The organism is Acidimicrobiales bacterium, from assembly GCA_035294085.1.
In the GTDB taxonomy this organism is placed as follows: Bacteria; Actinomycetota; Acidimicrobiia; order Acidimicrobiales; family Bog-793; genus DATGLP01.
Genome location: DATGLP010000014.1, coordinates 1 through 17,261 on the forward strand (window position 1 = coordinate 1; position 17,261 = coordinate 17,261).

The window sequence follows — 17,261 nt, forward strand, 5'->3', positions numbered from 1 at the left end:
GTCCTCGTCGCGGCGCGCGGCCCGAGGATGCTCGAGCTCGCCGGCGAGCTCGCCGACATCGTCCACATCGCCGCCCCCTTCCTCGGCGAGCGCTACATCGACGGCTGCATCGAGCGCATCGCGACCGGCGCCGCTCGCGCCCGACGCCGGCTCGACGACCTCGAGATCGACCTCAGCCTCTCGGCCGCCGTGCTCGAGGACGGCGAGGAGGCCCGCCGGCTCGCCAAGGTCGTCACCGCCTACGGCATCATCTGGATGGCCGGCGTCGAGCGCTACGCCCGCCAGCGGCCGAGCTGGACCGTGCCCGACGAGCTCGCCGTGCCCGGCGAGCTCGTCGAGCGCCTCGCGACGAGCTGGGACATGTGGAGCGGCGACCCGCTGCCCGACGAGTGCGCGGCGCTGATGGACGACGCCGTCCTCGCCCTCTTCGGGGTGGCCGGCACCCCCGCAGAGTGCGCGCCGAGGCTGCGGGCGCTGCTCGCGCGCCACCCCGAGGTCACCGGGCTGCGCCTGAAGCTGCCGCCGCTGAGCGGGCCGACGAGCGCCCCCGGCTACGGCGCGCTCGTCGAGGGCGTCGCCGCCGCACTGGCGGACGCCTGAGGCCGACCCGCCGGCGTCGACGGGCGCGCCGGGGCACTCAGCCGGCGCAGGCCGGCATGGCGCACTCGACGCTGCCGACGCCCGGGTGCTGGAAGACCTCGATCGAGCGCACCTCGAACGACGCCGGGTAGCTCGGGCTCGAAGGCACGGTCCCGGCCTGCACGGCCAGGTCGGCGAGGAGGTACATCGTGACGGGGAGGCTGGCGCGCACCTGGAAGGTCCTGCGCCCGTCGACGAACCAGGTGACCGAGTGCGGTTCCCAGTCGACGGCGAAGCGGTGGAAGCGCGTCCCGAGCGAGGCGACCCGCACCACCTGCTGGTCGATGCGGTCGTCGGCGCCGAGATGCAGCGTCTGGATGATCGACCCCGGAGCGGAGCCGTAGAACTCCATGATGTCGATCTCGGGAGGCCACGTGCCATCGGCGGGCAGCATCCACAGCGCCGGCCAGGCGCCCGGGACGACGGGCACCTTCGCCGTGACGACGACGAGCCCGTAGCGGAAGTCGAAGCCGCGCCGAGACTGGACCATGCCCGAGGTGAACGGCCGGCCGTGGACCCGCTGCGCCCGGGCGGTCAGCGCGAGCGCCGAGGAGCGCACCGTGACGTTCGCCGCCTGGTACCACTCGACCTCGCCGCTCGTCGCGATCGTGCACGACCACGGGTAGCAGGTCCGCCAGCCGGCGCCGAGCTGGCGGCCGCTCGCGAAGCGCACGTCGAGGACGCGCACCCACGGCCCTCGAGGCAGTCCGGCGGGGACCGTCACCGGCGGCGGCCGCGAGCTGGTCGAGCGCGCCGCGCCGCAGGCCCCGAGGGCGAGCGCGCCGAGCGCGAGCAGGCTCGCCGCCGCGGCACGGCCGGGCGGCGAGCGGCGGCGCGCCGTGCCGGCGCGGCGCGCGGGCTTCCTCCCTGACCCCGTTGCCGCTCCCTCCCGGGATCGAGCCGCGCCGTCTGCACGCGCTCCCGCTCGATGCTAGAGCTCGAAGCTCGGGAGCACGCAGTGCTCACCGCCAGGTGGCTCGGAGACCAGCCTCCCACCGGAGGCCGTTCCGCTCCCATCAGGAGCCCAGCGCGTGGGCGAGGCGTCGGGGAGCGGCTGGCGCGAGGATGGGCGGTGGCCGCAGACGCCCTCCTCGTGGTCCTGGCGAGCGTGCGCCCCAGCGGGCCGGGCGAGGCCCGCGCCCTCGCCCGACTCGAAGCCCTGGCGCGAGGCGGCGACCCGTGGGCCCGCTCTCGCCCACTGCACGCGACCGCCTCGGCCCTCGTCGTCGACGAGCGAGGTGGGCGCGTCCTCCTCCGCTACCACGAGCGCCTCGGCCAGCTCGCGCAGGTGGGCGGGCACGCCGAGGCAGGCGAGGACGACCCCTACGCCGTCGCGAGGCGGGAGGCACTCGAGGAGACGGGCCTCGCGGACCTCGTCGCCTGGCCGGAGCCGGGCGCGCCCCGGCCGGTCCAGGTCCAGGTGGTGCCTGCGAGGGCGCACGCCGACGAGCGAGCGCACGAGCACGCGGACGTGCGCTACCTGCTCGCCACGGCTCTCCCCGACACGAGCCGCCCCGAGCGTCCCGGCGCGGCGCTCGTGTGGCTCCCGTTCGACCGGGCGGCCGCCGCGGTCTCGGACCCGGGGCTGCGCCGGCTGGTGCGCCTCGCTGCACGCCTCGCCGCCTCGCGCCGCGAGGCGCGAGCGGAGCGGCCGGCCCGCGCCTGAACGCTCGGCGGCGGCCGGTCAGGCGAGAACGACGACCGGCGCGGCGGACCTCCCCGTCAGGGCCCTGCACAGCTCGACGCCGCGCCCCTGCGCGCACGCGGCGTCGACCAGGAGGTGGAGCACCTCCCCGAGCGCGCCCGAGGGCGGGGTGGCGCGCGAGCCGATGGCCGCAGCGAGATCGAGGCCGTGGACGACGAGCTCGACCGTGCGCGTCGGGAGGTAGTCGTCGAGGCGCATGCCACCCGCGCGCGTCCCGACGAGCGCGTCGTCGTCGGCGCCCGCGACCGCGCTCGCGGCCGCCGCGGCGACCGCCCGGAGCTGCGCCACGGGGTCGTCGCCGAGCGCGACGGCCGCCTCGCGGCCGCGAGCCGCGATCGCCGCCCGGTCGGCACCGGAGGCGGCCACCAGGTAGCCCGCAGCGGTGAGCTCGGCGCGCTCGGCGGGCTGCCCGAGGTACTCGGTCACCGTCGACAGCGCCCTGCTCGCGTGGCCGAGCAGGTCCCGAACGCTCCACTCCCCGAGGGCGGGCAGCGACCACTGGTCGCTCGCCACCTCGGCGGCCACCTCGAGGAGGTAGGCCGAGGCTTCGACGAACCGCTCCCGGGAACCAGCTGTCACGATCGGTCCTCCCACGAGCCGCCCGAGCGCCGGGCGGGGCCGCAACGGCGGGCCCGAGGGCGCGGCCTCGGTCGGGACTGGCGTTCTTAGACTGCATCTTGCTGAGGAGGTCGCGTGGCACGCCAGTGGGTGAGGAGCGCCGCCCGGCTCGGGCTCGCGGCAGCGCTCGGCGCGGTGGTCGCCGGGGTCGCCGTCTACGCGGCGACCGACGTCCATGCCGGCCCGCCGCCAGGGCTCAGGCGCCGGCCGAGCGCCACGGCGCGGGACGGGGAGACGAGCTCGACGACCTCGGGCTCGACGGCGGCCAGCCCGCCGCTTCGCGTCCTTGGTGTCGCACCACCCGACGGCGCGACGGGCGTCGCCGGCAGCACTCCCATCGAGATCGACCTGTCGGCGGCACCGGCGCGGGACAGCGCGCTGCCGACCATCTCGCCGCACGTGCCCGGCCGCTGGGACGTGAGCGGGACGACGCTCCGCTTCGTGCCGAGCGAGCCGTTCCTCCCGCTCACCGACGTCACGGTCACGGTCCCCGCCGGACCGCAGGGCCTGACCGGCGCCGACGGGGCCAGCCTCGCCGAGGCGGTCGTGACGCACTTCACCGTGCGCAACGGCTCGGTGCTGCGGCTCCAGGAGCTCCTCTCCCTGCTCGACTACTCGCCGCTCGCCTTCACGTCGGCAGCACCCGAGCCCGCCGCGTCCGACGAGCCAGCCCAGCGAGCGGCCCTCTTCGACCCGCCGCGCGGCCGCTTCGCGTGGCGCAACGCCGGCTGGCCGGTCCAGCTCCTGCGGCTGTGGCGCCCCGGGGCGGACAACGTGATGACCCGCGGGCTCGTCATGTCGTTCCAGGCCGACCACGGGCTCACGCCCAACGGCCAGCTGACGGAGGCGCTGTGGGCGAGCCTGCTCGGCGCCCTCGCCTCCGGTGACGTGAACACCGGGGGCTACAACTACGCCCTCGCGAACCAGCAGCCCCCCGAGACGCTCACCATCTGGCACGACGGCACCATCGTGCTGCGCAGCGCTGCCAACACGGGCATCCCCCAGTCCCCGACCGCGGACGGGACCTTCCCCGTCTACTCCCGGCTGCGCAGCCAGGTCATGACCGGGACCAACCCCGACGGCTCGCACTACGCCGATCCGGTGCAGTACGTCGCGTACTTCAACGGCGGCGACGCCGTGCACTACCTCCCGCGAGCCGAGTACGGAATCCCCCAGAGCCTCGGGTGCATCGAGCTCCCGCTCCAGGCCGCTGCCCAGGCCTGGCCCTACCTCGCGTACGGCACGCTCGTCACGGTCATCAACTGAGCGCGGCGCCGGCGCCCGCAGGGAGGCGAGCGGATCGAAGAAGTGCAACCATAGGTTGCGCGTTACCTCCCCGAACCGCTACCATCGGTTGCAGGTACGCCGCCCGGACGGTCGGCGGGAGAGGGGGACGCCATGCACGCCATCCGCCACCACGTGGGGGTGAACGCCCCGATCGGCGAGGTCTACGCGGCGTTCGCCAGCCGTGCCGGCCTGGCCGGCTGGTGGACGCGAGACGTCCGGGGCGAGGAGCACCCGGGCGGACGGCTCGCCTTCGGCTTCGGGGGCCCCGAGCCCGCCGCCGTCATGGAGGTCGCCGAGCTCGACCCGCCGTCGCTCGTGCGCTGGCGCTGCGTCGAGGGGCCAGACGAGTGGCGGGGCACCTCGCTCAGCTTCGAGCTGACGAACGACGGTGCCGAGACGGCGGTGCTGTTCACCCACGACGGCTGGCGCGACGCGGGGGTGTTCCTGCACCACTGCAGCACGAAGTGGGCGTACTTCCTCCTCGGCCTCAAGTCGGGCTTCGAGGGGGGCGCGGCGACCCCCTGGCCGGACGACGCGCCCGTGAGCCGCTGGGGCTGAGCGGTGGCCGCCGACTCGGGCGCGCTCGCGATCGAGCACGAGGTGGTGATCGAGGCGCCGATCGAGGTGGTGTGGCGCCTGGTCACCCGAGCCGACGGGCTCGAGCGGTGGCTGGCCGACAGAGTCGAGCTCGACGCCCGGCCCCAAGGGCGCGGCCGGTTCGTGTTCCTCGGCGACGACGAGGTCGCGAGGGTCGTCCCGGTCGTCGTGGAGGCAGTCGAGGCGCCGCGGCGCTTCGCCTTCCGGTGGAGCCGCCCCGAGGACGGCGAACCCCAACCGGGCAGCTCGCTCTCCGTCGAGCTCACCCTCGTCGCCGAGGGCCCGGAGCGGACGCGCGTGCGCGTCGTCGAGCACGGCCTCGAGTCGCTCGGCTGGTCGAGGGCGGACAAGGACCGCTACGTCGACGAGCACCGCAGCGGCTGGTCACGCCTGCTCGACCGCCTCGCCGGGCTGGCGCGCCGGCCCGGGGCGTGACGTGGCGCCGGACGACGACCTCTGGGCGGCCGTCGCCGACCCGTCGCGCCGGCGCGTCCTCGACCTCCTCGTGCGCGACGGCGAGGCGACGGCCAGTTCGCTCGCGGCCCGGCTGCCGCTCTCGCGCCAGGCGGTGAGCAAGCACCTCGGCGTCCTCGAGGCCGCCGGACTCCTCGAGCGCCGCCGCCACGGTCGCGAGGTCCGCTACCGCGTCGTCCCCGCGCAGCTCGACGCCGCGACGCGCGCGCTCGCCGAGCTCGCGACCGACTGGAGCGAGCGGCTCGCCGCCTTGAAGCGGCTCGCGGAAGCCCAGGGCGCCGCGGACGCGAACGCCTCGTGAGCCGCGACGGCGCCCCTCCCCCGGACGCCGCGCCCGAGCAGCCGCCTCCGCCAGCACCGCGCGCGCCGAGCGCCGGCGCGCGCCTACGACGACGCGCGGGAGCCCTCGCCGCCGACGGCCCCCGGCCGCGGCGCCTCCACGACGACGACGTCGAGCAGGCGCGGGCCGTGCACCCCCTCGACCCGTGCGAGCTCGATGTCGCTCGTCGCCGACGGACCGCTGATCCAGGTCTGGTGCGCGCCCGGCGAGCACCGGGCGATGGCGTCGGGCACCGAGGCGACGACGCTCGACGCCGCCACGACCACGACGTGCTGGTCGGGCAGCAGGCTGAGCGCACGCCGGCCCTGGGCGGGTCCGCCGTCGAGGACGATCGTCCCCGTCTCCGCGATCGCGACGGCGCAACCGGTGAGCGCCGCGTCGACGCTCGCCAGCGCCTTGGCCTCGAGCGGCGGCTCGTCGACCTCGATCGCGACGCCGCGACCCTCGAGACCGGCGAGCCAGCCGGCCGGTGCGTCGGGCGGCACGACGACGCTCGTCGAGGAACGGCGCGAGATCGCGGCGGCGATCGCCCCGGGCAGGCCGGCCTCGTCGGTGCGCACGACGGTGGCGCCGTAGTCCTCGAGCCGGGCGACGAAGAGGTCCACGGTGCCCGGCGCGACCCCCTGCCCGGCGCGCCGGTAGCGGCGTTCGGGCGCCTCGGGCGCGAAGGGCGTCGTCGCGAGGGCCTCGCGCACCGAGGCGAGCACCGCCGCGCGCCCCGCCAGCGCTCGCGACGCCGCCGCGTGGACGGCGGGGCGCTGGCGGCGGCGCGCGCGCCGGGGCGCGCCGACCGGGTGGGGACCGACGTCGTCCGGACGCGTCGCGCGCCAGGAGGCGCGGAAGGGCTGCGGCGCGACGAGCGGCGCGTCGCGGGCATCGGTCCAGGCACGCAGCGGCCCCGGGAGCCGGCGCAGGAGGCCGGCGCGCCGGAGCATCCGGCTGGCGCGCCCGGCGAGCGCCTCGGCAGCCTCGAGACGGCGCGCGTCCTCGAGGACGAAGCCGAGGGCTCGCATCGCGCCCGCCTCGAGCGCCGAACGAGCGCCCGACTCGACGACCTCGGCGCGCAGGCGGACGAGGAGGCGGGGGATGTCGATCCGCACCGGGCAGACCTCGAGGCACGCACCGCACAGCGTCGAGGCGAAGGGGAGCGAGGCGGCGACCCGGTCGGTGGCGACGTGCTCGAGCTGGGGCGTGAGCACGGCGCCGATGGGACCAGGGTAGACCGAGCCGTAGGCGTGGCCGCCGACCCGCTCGTACACGGGGCAGACGTTCAGGCAGGCCGCGCAGCGGATGCAGCGCAGGACCTGCCGGCCGAGGCGGTCGGCGAGCGCGCGCGAGCGCCCGTTGTCGAGGAGGACGAGGTGGAACGCCCGGGGACCGTCGCCCGGGACGACCCCTCGCCAGACCGAGGTGTAGGGGTTCATGCGCTCGCCGGTGGCCGACCGGGCGAGCAGCTGGAGGAAGACCTCGAGGTCCGAGAAACGGGGGACGACCTTGTCGATGCCCACCACCGAGATGAGCGTCTCCGGCAGGGTGAGGCACATCCGCCCGTTGCCCTCGGACTCGACGACGACGAGCGAGCCCGACTCGGCGACGGCGAAGTTCGCTCCCGAGATCGCCACCCTCGCCGTCAGGAAGCGCTCCCGCAGGTGCGCCCGGGCGGCCGCCGCGAGCTCTGCCGGGCGGTCGGACAGGTCGGGGGGCGCGGGCACGCCGTGCCGGCCCATCTCGGCGAGGAAGGTGGCGCGGATCTCGGCACGGTTGCGGTGGATGGCGGGCACCACGATGTGGCTCGGGAGGTCGCCCGCGAGCTGCACGATGAGCTCGGCCAGGTCGGTCTCGTGGACCTCGATGCCTGCCGCCTCGAGCGCCGCGTTCGTGCCGATCTCGGCCGTCGTCATCGACTTCACCTTGACGACGCTGCGCTCGCCGGTCGCCTCGACGAGGGAGACGATCGCCCGGTTCGCCTCGTCGGCGTCTCGAGCGAAGGTGACGGTCCCGCCGGCGGCGACGACCTGCGCCTCGAGCTGCTCCAGGAGCTCGGGCAGGCGCGCCTGCGCCTCGTCCTTGATCGCCGCGGCGGCGTCGCGCAGCGCCTCGAAGTCCTCGAGCTCGCCCACCGCGGCGTCGCGGCGGGCGCGGATCGTCGCGGTGGCCCGCCCGAGGTTGCGCCGCAGCTGCGCGTCTCGCAGCGCCCGACGGGCGCCGTCGGGGAAGGCGGGCGCTGCCTCGAAGGAGGCGCTCACCGGCCGGCCCTCGTGCCGTCGCTGGCGAGGATCTCGGCGAGGTGCATCGTGCGCACCCCCGTCGCGAGCCGGGAGGCGACCCCGCCCAGGTGCATGAGGCAGGAGTTGTCCGCTGCGCAGACGACCTCGGCGCGCGTCTCGAGGATGCGGGCGAGCTTGTCCGCGCCCATCGCGACCGAGGTGTCGGGGTTCTTCACGGCGAAGGTGCCCCCGAAGCCGCAGCACTGGTCGCCCTCGGCGAGGTCGACGAGCTCGAGGCCGCGCACCGCCCGCAGCAGGCGCAGCGGCCGGTCGCCGAGGCGCAGCACCCGCAGGGAGTGGCAGGTGGCGTGGTAGGTGACGCGATGGGGGAAGCTGGCGCCGACGTCGACGACCCCGAGCACGTCGACGAGGAGCTCGCTCAGCTCGTGAACCCGGGGCGCGAGCGCCCGCGCGTCGCTCGCCAGGCGCGTGTCGCCCGCGTCCTCGGCGAGGTCGGCGTAGGCGTCGACGACGGTGCCGGCGCAGGAGGCCGAGGGAGCGACGACGGCGTCGAAGGGGGCGAAGGTCGCGACGAAGCGGCGGGCGAGGGCGAGCGCCTCGCGCCGGTAGCCGGAGTTGAGGTGCATCTGCCCGCAGCAGGTCTGGTCGAGCGGGAACACGACGCGCTGGCCGAGGCGCTCGAGGAGGCGCACGACGGCTCGGCCCGTCTCGGGGAACAGGGCGTCGTTGAGGCAGGTCACGAAGAGGGCGATCTCCACGTCGCGCCGGCCCGCCGCTCAGCAGGGACGCGCCACGGCGCGCTCGGCCCGAGCACCCTCGCGGCGCCACTCCCCGGCGCTCGCCGGCGCGCCCGCACGGGAGGCTTCCATCGCAGCGCTCCTTCGCGTCACCTCGACCGCCTCGCCGGCGGCGCCCGGACCGAGGTCCGAGGCCGGCGTCGGCGCGCCGAGCCTACCCCTCGCGCCCGGGCCGCCGACGGCGCGCCGGCGCTATGCTCGGCTCGCCTTGACAAGCGAGACCGCCGATCGAGCCCGGGCGGGAGAGTCCTCCAGCAGGCACCGAAGGAGCAATCCTCCCCGAATCTCTCAGGTCCCCCGACCGTCCGGGCGAGGCGACTCTGGAAAGCGGGCGCCGGGCGCCCCACCGAAGGTGCAAGCCGCGAGGCTCGCGGCGAAGCTCTCAGGTCCGATGACAGAGCGGGGAGAGACCACGTGAGGAGCCGGACGCGTCCGGCCTTGGAACGAGGAGTCTCCCCTGCCGCCTTCCACGACGAGTCACCGGTCCCCGCTGCCTTTCTCGCGCCGCCACATCGGCCCCTCGCCGGCCGAGCAGTCGAAGATGCTCGCCGCGCTCGGCTTCGGCTCGCTCGACGAGCTCGCCGCGGCCGCCGTCCCCCCGGCGATCCGTAGCGCGCGCCCGCTCGAGCTGCCGGCGCCCCTCGGCGAGCGCGAGGCCCTCGAGCGGCTGCGCGACCTCGCGACGCGCAACACCGTGCGCCGTTCGATGATCGGCCTCGGCTACCACGACACGGTGACGCCCGAGGTCATCCGCCGGGACGTCCTGGAGGGTCCGGGGTGGTTCAGCGCGTACACCCCCTACCAGCCCGAGATCAGCCAGGGGCGCCTCGAGGCGCTCCTCAACTTCCAGACGACGGTGGCCGACCTGAGCGGGCTGCCGGTCTCGAACGCGTCGCTGCTCGACGAGGCGAGCGCGGCAGCCGAGGCGATGCTCCTCATCCGCCGCGCGACGCGAGGCGCGTCGCGCCGCTTCCTCGTGGACGCCGACGCGCTGCCCCAGACGATCGCCGTCCTCGAGACGCGCGCCGCGCCGCTCGGGATCGAGCTCGAGGTCGTCGAGCCCTCGGCCCCCCTGCCAGCCGGAGAGTTCTTCGGACTCCTCCTGCAGTACCCCGGAGCGTCGGGGGCGCTGCGCGACCTCGCGCCGGTCGTGGCCGCCGCGCACGAGCGGGGTGCCCTCGTCGCCGTCGCGGCGGACCTGCTGGCGCTCACGCTGTGCCGCCCGCCCGGCGAGCTCGGTGCCGACGTGGCCCTCGGCAGCGCCCAGCGCTTCGGCGTCCCGATGGGCTACGGCGGACCGCACGCCGCCTACCTCGCGGTGCGCACCGGCCTCGAGCGCCAGCTGCCCGGGCGGCTCGTCGGCGTGAGCGTCGACGCCGCCGGCCGGCCCGCCCTGCGCCTCGCGCTGCAGGCCCGGGAGCAGCACATCCGGCGCGAGCGGGCGACGTCCAACATCTGCACCGCCCAGGTCCTGCTCGCCGTCGTCGCCGGCATGTACGCCGTCTACCACGGCCCCGAGGGCCTCGAGGCGATCGCGGCGCGTGTCCACGGGCTCGCCCGGCGCCTCGCCGAGGGGCTGCGCGCTGGCGGGATCCGCGTCGTCCACGAGGCGTTCTTCGACACCGTGCTGGCCGCCGTCCCCGGACGCGCTCGCGAGGTGGTGGCGCGCGCCCGCGAGCGGGGGATCCTGCTGCGCCTCGTCGACGACGACCACGTCGCCGTCGCCTGCGACGAGACGACGAGCGAGGCCGACCTCAAGGCGGTGTGGGAGGCCTTCGGCGTCCCGCCGGCGCCCGCGACGGACGGCGAGGGGGTGGACGCGATCCCCGCGACCCTCCGGCGCACGAGCGCGTTCCTCACCCACCCCGTCTTCCACGCCTACCGCTCCGAGACCGAGCTCCTGCGCTACCTCCGCCGCCTCGCCGATCGCGACTACGCCCTCGACCGGGGCATGATCCCGCTCGGCTCGTGCACGATGAAGCTGAACGCGGCCGCCGAGCTGGCGCCCGTGTCCTGGCGCGAGTTCGCCGACCTCCACCCGCTGTGCCCCCCCGAGGACGCAGCCGGCTACCGGCTGCTCGGCGCGCAGCTCGAGGCGGCCCTCGCCGAGATCACCGGCTACGACGCCGTCTCACTCCAGCCGAACGCCGGCAGCCAGGGAGAGCTCGCCGGCCTGCTCGCGATCCGTGCCTACCTCCGCTCGCGCGGCGAGGAGCGCCGCGACGTCTGCCTCGTCCCCGAGAGCGCCCACGGGACGAACGCGGCGAGCGCCGTGCTGGCGGGGATGCGCGTCGTCGCCGTCGCCTGCTCGGCCAACGGCGACGTCGACGTCGACGACCTCGAGGGCAAGGTCGCCGCCCACGCCGGCGAGCTCGCCGCGGTGATGCTCACCTACCCCTCGACGCACGGCGTCTTCGAGGAGGGGGTCTCCCGCATCTGCGAGCTCGTCCACGAGGCGGGCGGTCAGGTCTACATCGACGGCGCCAACCTGAACGCGCTCATCGGCCTCGTCCGGCCGGGCGAGATCGGCGGCGACGTGTCGCACCTCAACCTGCACAAGACCTTCTGCATCCCCCACGGCGGGGGTGGGCCCGGCGTCGGGCCGGTCGCGGCGCGCCGCCACCTCGCGCCCTTCCTGCCCACGCACCCGGCACATCCCGACCCCGGACGGCGCGAAGGGGTCGGGCCGGTCGCGGCCGCCCCCTACGGCTCGGCCGGGATCCTGCCGATCGCGTGGACGTACCTCGCCATGATGGGTGCCGACGGCCTCGCCGAGGCGACGAAGGTGGCCCTCCTCGCCGCCAACTACGTCGCGCGCCGCCTCGCCCCCTACTTCCCCGTCCTGTACACCGGGCGCGGCGGGCTCGTCGCCCACGAGTGCATCCTCGACCTGCGCCCGGCGACGAGGGCGAGCGGCGTGACCGCCGAGGACGTCGCCAAGCGCCTCATCGACTACGGCTTCCACGCCCCGACGCTCTCGTTCCCCGTCGCCGGCACCCTCATGGTCGAGCCGACCGAGAGCGAGAGCCTCGCCGAGCTCGACCGCTTCTGCGAGGCGATGATCGCCATCCGCGCCGAGATCGACCGCGTCGCGGCCGGCGAGTGGCCGAGGGAGGACAACCCCCTGCGCAACGCCCCCCACCCCGTCGAGGCGCTCGCCGCCAGCGACTGGACGCACCCCTACTCGCGCGAGGAGGCCGTCTTCCCCCTGCCGTCGCTCCGCACGAGGTCGTACTTCCCGCCCACCCGCCGCATCGACGCCGCCTACGGCGACCGCCACCTCGTGTGCGCCTGCCCGCCGGTCGCCGACCTCGCCGGCTAGGGCGATGGAGCGATCGAGCCCGCTCGAGGCCCTCCACGCCGAGCTCGGGGCGACCTTCACGCAGTTCGCGGGCTGGCGGATGCCGCTGCGCTACGGCAGCGAGACGGCCGAGCACCTCGCGGTGCGCGAGCGCGCCGGGCTGTTCGACCTCAGCCACATGGGCGAGCTGGCGGTGAGCGGCCCGGCGGCCGGCGCAGCGCTCGACCGGGCGCTCGTCTCGCGCCTGTCGGACCTGCGCGTCGGTCGGGCGCGCTACACGATGGCCTGCGACGAGCGCGGCGGGGTGATCGACGACCTCGTCGCGTACCGCACGGGCGAGGAGGCCTACCTCCTCGTCGTGAACGCCGCCAACACCTCGGCGGCGCTCGACGCCGTCGCCGCCCAGGTCCGCGGCCTCGACGCGCAGGTCGCCGACGTCTCCGGGCGCTTCGCGCTCGTCGCCATCCAGGGGCCGAGCGCGAGCGAGCTCCTCGCTCCGCGCTGCGATGCGGACCTCGGCGCCCTCCCCTCCTACGCCGCCACACAGGCGCTCGTCGCCGGGCACCCCGGCCTCGTGGCGCGCACCGGCTACACCGGCGAGGACGGCTTCGAGCTCTTCGTCGCGCCCGAGGACGCCCGGGCCGTCTTCGAGGCGCTGCTCGAGGCGGGCGCCCTGCCTGCCGGGCTCGCCGCCCGGGACACGCTGCGGCTCGAGGCGGGCATGCCGCTGTACGGCCACGAGCTCGACCGCGACCACACGCCCTTCGAGGCCGGTCTCGGCCGCGTCGTGCGCCTCGACAAGCCGGGGGACTTCGCCGGTCGTGCCGCCCTCGAGGTGGCCGCCGCCCGTCCGCCCGCCCGCCGGCTCGCCGGCCTCGCCTCCCTCGGCCGACGCGTCCTGCGCCAGGGCTGCCCGGTGGTCGAGCTCGCGCAGGGGCGGTCGGTCGGCACCGTGACGAGCGGCGCCTACTCGCCCACGCTGCGCCGGCCCATCGCGATGGCCTACGTCGAGGCGGATGCCCTCGACGCGGGTCTCCAGCTCGGGGTCGCGCTGCGCTCGGGCGTCGAGGCGGTCGAGGTCGTCCCCCTCCCCTTCTACCGCCGAGCACGCTAGGGCCCGACGCGCGAGCGGGGCGGTCCGGCGGCCGCTCCCCTCGCGACCGGCCGGTCGGGCGTCGCGAACCCGCCTGCTCGTCCCACGGCCGCGAGCCGCCGGCGTCGAGGTGGCGAGGAGGCGGCTCGCTCGTCGCCGACCTCGCCGCCGCCGACCTCACCGACCGCCCGGTCCGCCCCCTCGGCGGACCGAGCGGTCGGCACGCCTCAGCGCGGGATCCCCGCGAGGACGACCGACACCGTGTGGCTCGTGCCGCCGGTGTCGACGTAGCTCACCTGGATCGTCTGGCCCGGCCGGTGCGCCTCGACCTGGCGGACGAGTGCGTTCCAGGTGGGCGTCTGGTGGCCGTCGATGGCCGTGATGACGTCCCCCTCGCTCAGGCCGGCGCGCTCGGCGGGACCGCCTTGGATCACCGGGCCGATGGTGACCCCCGAGACGCTCGGCTGGGTCCCCGTGCCGGTCCCGCCGAAGCCGAAGCCGAAGCCGAAGCCGAAGCCGCCGTAGCTCGGCTGCTCGGTGATGCCGAGGAAGGGGGACTCCCCGATGATCACGCCGTTGCCGGCCTGCCCGCGCTCGATCTGGTGGACGTCGGCGGCGGCCTGGTTGATCGGGATCGCGAAGCCGATCGAGGCGCCGGTCCCGTCCGCCGACGCGGCCGCGGTGTCCATCCCGATGACCTGGCCGCGCAGGTTGACGAGGGGACCACCGGAGTCACCCGGCGAGATCGGCGCCGAGGTCTGGATCAGGTTGTGCAGCGTCTCGGGGTTGCCGCCCCCGGCGTCGCTCGCGCTGATCGTCCGACCGACGGCGGAGACGATCCCGCTCACGACCGACGGCGAGCCGCCGAGCCCGAGGGCGTTGCCGATGGCGACCACGGGGTCGCCGACCGCGACGGTCGAGGAGTCCCCGAGCGACACGGTCGGCAGGCCCGAGGCCCCCTCGAGCTGCAGGAGGGCGATGTCGTGCACCGGGTCCACGCCGAGGACGCGCGCCGCGTAGGTGCGCGACCCGCCGACGCTCACCCGGATGCTCGTCGCGTCCTCGACGACGTGGTTGTTCGTCAGCACCTCGCCGCTCGGCGTGAGGATCATCCCGGTCCCCTCGGCCGGCGACGGCGGCGAGCCGACCTCGGTCGCGATCGTCGTCGAGATGTCGACCACGGCCGGCTTGACGAGGGCGGCCACCCGGGCGACCGAGCCGGGCGCGCTGAGCGGCGCCGTCGGCGTCGACGGGAGCGACGACCTCGCCGGCGCGAGCGAGGCCGAGCCGCCGAAGGCGGCGCCGAGGCCGGCGCCGAGGCCGCCGGCCACGAGGGTGGCGGCGGCGACGGCCGCGGCGACGAGGGCCCGCCTGCGGCGCGGCGGCACCGGCGGTGCGCCGGACGCGGGCGACCATGCGCCGGGGGGAGGCGGCGGCTGGTCGCCCGCGAACAGCGCGGCGCCCTCGGGCAGGAAGCCGTAGGGGGGGGCGGCCTCCTGCCCGGTCGGCGCGGCCTGGACCTCCGTCGTCGGCTCGTCGAGCGGCGCCGCCTCGGCCGCGGTGGCCGGAGCCTCGGCCGGCTCGCTCGCCTCGGGGGGCACCTCGTCGTGGCTCTCGTTCATCGCACGTCCTCCGTCGTCGGGACCGCACGCCCGTCGTGTCGCCGTGCGGTCCTCCTCCTCCGCACCAGCATTCCGGGGCGATCTCCGACCGAGCTTTGGCTTCGCTGAGAACTTCCTGTGGGAAGTGCGCAGCCGCCGCTGCTCGCCACGGTAGCGGTGCCGGCCGGCGAACCCGCCGTCCGCCGGCCGGCAGCTGCCGCTAGGGCGTCGACGACAGCCCGACGACGGGCGCCGGGAGGGCAACGTGCACGGGAGACCCGAAGAAGCGGGCGTCGCCGAAGTTGAAGACGTTGCCCCGCGAGCTCACGAGCCAGTAGCCGAGGCCGTCGACGGTCGGCTCGAAGCCGACGACCGGGGCGGGCAGGCGGACCCTCGCCTTCGAGCCGTAGAAGGCGGCGTCGCCGAAGTTGAAGACGTTGCCGCGCGAGCTCACGAGCCAGTAGCCGCGGCCGTCGGGCGTCGAGCCCATCGCGACGATCGGGCGCACCCGCGGGTTCACCGACACGGTGCTCGTCGCCGCAAGGGCGCTCCCGAAGGCGTAGACGGTCCCGGAGCGGGTCACGAGCCAGTAGCCCTTGCCGTCCGGCGTCGGGGCGAAGGCGGCGACGGGCTCGCTGAGGTGGTCGTGGACCGCGGAGCCGTAGAAGGCGGCGTCGCCGAAGTTCCAGACGTTGCCGCCCGCGCTCACCAGCCAGTAGCCCTTGGCGTCAGGGGTCGGGGCGAAGGCCACGACCGGGTGCGGCAGGCGGCGCAGGCCCGCGACCGAGCCGTAGAAGGCGGCGTCGCCGAAGTTGAAGACGTTGCCGCGCGAGCTCACGAGCCAGTAGCCGTGGCCGTCAGGGGTCGTCGCCACCGCCACGATCGGACGGATCCCGACGTTGACCGTGAGGTTCGAGGTCGCCGAGGCGTCCCCGTAGGCGAAGACCGTCCCCGATCTCGTGGCGATCAGGTAGCCGTTCGCCGGCGAGAAGACGACGTCGATCACGAGCCGGGCGCTCGCGGCGGGACCCACGCCGTTCGAGGCGAACACGGTGATCGGGTACGAGCCGACCGTCCCGCTCGCCGGCGCACCGCTGATCGTGGCGCCGCCCGCGCCCGTGGCGCTGAAGCGCAGCCCTGCCGGGAGCAGCCCGACCTCCGAGAGCACCGGCGTGGGCTGCCCGGTCGCCGAGAGCGAGACCGTCGAGGACACGCCGACGAGGAAGGTGGCGCTCGGCTTCACCGCGAGCTGCGGCGCGACGCCGCCGTCGTAGAGCTCCGCGCTCGCCGTCGGCCCGCCGCTCGAGGCACCGCCGGCGACGAGGACGAAGCCGTCGGCGAACGCCGCGATCCCCGCGCCGGACCGCGCGGTCGCCATCGAGCCGGTCGGCGAGAAGGTGCCGGTCGACGGGTCGTAGAGCTCGGCGGTCGCGAGCGGGGTGCCGAGGGTCGTCTCGCCGCCGGCGACGAGGACGTCGCCGTCGGGCAAGAGCGCGGCCGAGGCCGAGGCGCGCGCCGTGCCGAGCGAGCCGGTCGCCGAGAAGCTCCCCGTCGAGGGGTCGTAGAGCTCCGCAGAGGCGAGCGCGGCGCCGAGGGCGCTCGCCCCGCCGGCGACGAGGACGTCGCCGTCGGGCAGCGGGCTCGCCACCGCGTCGGTCCTCGCGGTCGCCATCGAGCCGGTCGGCGAGAACGTGCCGGTCGACGGGTCGTAGAGCTCGGCGGTCGCGAGCGCGCCGGTCGTAGCGCCCGATCCGCCGGCGACGAGGACGTCGCCGTTCCCGAGCACCGTGGCGGTCGCCGAGGCCCGCGCGCTCGCCATCGAGCCGGTCGGGCTGAAGGTGTTCGTCGCCGGGTCGTACAGCTCGGTTGACGCCGTCGGCGCGCCGGCGAGCGTCGTGTCGCCGCCGGCGACGAGGACGTCGCCGTTCGGCAGGAGCGTGGCCGTCGCGTCGTAGCGAGGCGTGGCGAGCGAGCCCGCCGGCGAGAACGTGCCGGTCGAGGGATCGTAGAGCTCGGCCGTCCCCGTCACGCTCTGCGTCGTGCCGCTCGTCGTGATGCCGCCGCAGATGAGGACCTTCCCACTCGGCAGGAGGGTGGCCGTCGCGTCGTAGCGGGGCGTCGCGAGCGAGCCCGTCGGCGAGAACGTGCCGGTCGTCTCGCTGTAGACCTCGGCGGCGGCGAGCGCCTGGCCGGAGGCGCTCTCGCCGCCCGCCACGAGCACCGACCCGTTGTCGAGGAGCGTCGTCGTCGCGCCGGTCAGCGCCGTCGGCAGCGACCCCGTCGTCGAGAAGGTCCCGAGCGTGGCCGCCGCGGCTGGCGCCTCGGCGAGCAGCCCGGCCGATCCCGCGAGGAGCCCCACGAGCGAGCACGCGGCGAGGGCGCGCGCCCACGGGGGGCGCCGGCGCGGGCCGAGCCCGCGCGGCTCCGGCGAACGTCGTCCACTTCGCTCAGGCATGCGCACCACCACCTCGTCGCTATCACACTTCGCTAACGGACGGCACGGCATCTCCTAACAATTTGCAAGGCCGTGCCATTAGCACCCTACGGGGCGGCTGCCGGCGATGCAACGCGCCCCGGGTGC

At 75.9% G+C, this 17,261-nt stretch carries 14 protein-coding genes and 1 riboswitch; of the genes, 8 read left to right on the forward strand and 6 right to left on the reverse strand.

Translation table 11 applies throughout. The features are described from left to right. On the forward strand, nucleotides 1-600 hold a 600-nt coding region (locus VKV23_04905), incomplete at its 5' end, for an LLM class flavin-dependent oxidoreductase (protein ID HLI15377.1). Nucleotides 601-637: 37 nt separating this feature from the next. On the opposite strand, the gene VKV23_04910 is transcribed toward VKV23_04905, so the two are convergent. Next, nucleotides 638-1,327: a glycoside hydrolase family 16 protein gene (locus VKV23_04910; GenBank protein HLI15378.1), complete on the reverse strand. Its 690-nt coding sequence runs from the start codon at nucleotides 1,325-1,327 to the stop codon at nucleotides 638-640. Nucleotides 1,328-1,711: 384 nt separating this feature from the next. Between VKV23_04910 and VKV23_04915 the strand changes: the two genes are divergently transcribed. Further along, the gene (locus tag VKV23_04915) at nucleotides 1,712-2,305 is read left to right on the forward strand and encodes an NUDIX domain-containing protein (protein HLI15379.1); all 594 of its coding nucleotides are present in this window, start codon (nucleotides 1,712-1,714) and stop codon (nucleotides 2,303-2,305) included. Nucleotides 2,306-2,323: 18 nt separating this feature from the next. Here VKV23_04915 and VKV23_04920 read toward each other — a convergent pair whose 3' ends face one another. Next, nucleotides 2,324-2,923: a maleylpyruvate isomerase family mycothiol-dependent enzyme gene (locus tag VKV23_04920; GenBank protein ID HLI15380.1), complete on the reverse strand. Its 600-nt coding sequence runs from the start codon at nucleotides 2,921-2,923 to the stop codon at nucleotides 2,324-2,326. A gap of 114 nt (nucleotides 2,924-3,037) precedes the next feature. Between VKV23_04920 and VKV23_04925 the strand changes: the two genes are divergently transcribed. The 4 genes from VKV23_04925 (at nucleotide 3,038) to VKV23_04940 (ending at nucleotide 5,621) form a co-directional block, all read left to right on the forward strand. After that, a complete protein-coding gene (locus VKV23_04925; GenBank protein HLI15381.1) occupies nucleotides 3,038-4,228 on the forward strand; it encodes a L,D-transpeptidase family protein in 1,191 nt (396 codons plus the stop codon). Nucleotides 4,229-4,360: 132 nt separating this feature from the next. Beyond that, on the forward strand, nucleotides 4,361-4,807 hold the full coding sequence (locus tag VKV23_04930; GenBank protein ID HLI15382.1) for an SRPBCC domain-containing protein: 447 nt from the start codon (nucleotides 4,361-4,363) through the stop codon (nucleotides 4,805-4,807). Between the two features lie 3 nt (nucleotides 4,808-4,810). Next, complete coding sequence (locus tag VKV23_04935) at nucleotides 4,811-5,281, forward strand: SRPBCC domain-containing protein (GenBank protein HLI15383.1); 471 nt, start codon at nucleotides 4,811-4,813, stop codon at nucleotides 5,279-5,281. A 1-nt stretch (nucleotide 5,282) separates the two neighbouring features. After that, complete coding sequence (locus VKV23_04940; protein HLI15384.1) at nucleotides 5,283-5,621, forward strand: metalloregulator ArsR/SmtB family transcription factor; 339 nt, start codon at nucleotides 5,283-5,285, stop codon at nucleotides 5,619-5,621. Nucleotides 5,622-5,704: 83 nt separating this feature from the next. Here VKV23_04940 and VKV23_04945 read toward each other — a convergent pair whose 3' ends face one another. Next, nucleotides 5,705-7,906 (reverse strand): LUD domain-containing protein, encoded by a 2,202-nt coding sequence (locus VKV23_04945; GenBank protein HLI15385.1) that lies wholly within the window; start codon nucleotides 7,904-7,906, stop codon nucleotides 5,705-5,707. Next, entirely contained in the window at nucleotides 7,903-8,646 is a 744-nt protein-coding gene (locus VKV23_04950; protein HLI15386.1) for a (Fe-S)-binding protein, read from the reverse strand. Before VKV23_04950 ends, VKV23_04945 begins: the two co-directional genes overlap by 4 nt. Nucleotides 8,647-8,914: 268 nt before the next feature. Next, a riboswitch (glycine riboswitch) is annotated at nucleotides 8,915-8,999 on the forward strand. A 197-nt stretch (nucleotides 9,000-9,196) separates the two neighbouring features. Here VKV23_04950 and gcvP point away from each other — a divergent pair. Next, nucleotides 9,197-12,007: an aminomethyl-transferring glycine dehydrogenase gene (gene gcvP / locus VKV23_04955; GenBank protein HLI15387.1), complete on the forward strand. Its 2,811-nt coding sequence runs from the start codon at nucleotides 9,197-9,199 to the stop codon at nucleotides 12,005-12,007. 4 nt (nucleotides 12,008-12,011) lie between these two features. Next, nucleotides 12,012-13,100, forward strand: a complete 1,089-nt coding sequence (gcvT, locus tag VKV23_04960) for a glycine cleavage system aminomethyltransferase GcvT (protein HLI15388.1) — start codon at nucleotides 12,012-12,014, stop codon at nucleotides 13,098-13,100. Between the two features lie 206 nt (nucleotides 13,101-13,306). Here gcvT and VKV23_04965 read toward each other — a convergent pair whose 3' ends face one another. Then, complete coding sequence (locus tag VKV23_04965) at nucleotides 13,307-14,701, reverse strand: trypsin-like peptidase domain-containing protein (GenBank protein ID HLI15389.1); 1,395 nt, start codon at nucleotides 14,699-14,701, stop codon at nucleotides 13,307-13,309. Between the two features lie 199 nt (nucleotides 14,702-14,900). Further along, nucleotides 14,901-17,135, reverse strand: coding sequence for a kelch repeat-containing protein (locus VKV23_04970; GenBank protein HLI15390.1), 2,235 nt, complete (start codon nucleotides 17,133-17,135; stop codon nucleotides 14,901-14,903). Nucleotides 17,136-17,261: the final 126 nt, after the last annotated feature.

Coding starts and splice junctions, on each gene's coding strand:
- gcvT (HLI15388.1), top strand. CDS start 12,012: ATGGAGCGATCGAGCCCGCTCGAGGCCCTCCACGCCGAGCTCGGGGCG.
- VKV23_04970 (HLI15390.1), bottom strand. CDS start 17,135: ATGCCTGAGCGAAGTGGACGACGTTCGCCGGAGCCGCGCGGGCTCGGC.
- VKV23_04930 (HLI15382.1), top strand. CDS start 4,361: ATGCACGCCATCCGCCACCACGTGGGGGTGAACGCCCCGATCGGCGAG.
- VKV23_04965 (HLI15389.1), bottom strand. CDS start 14,701: ATGAACGAGAGCCACGACGAGGTGCCCCCCGAGGCGAGCGAGCCGGCC.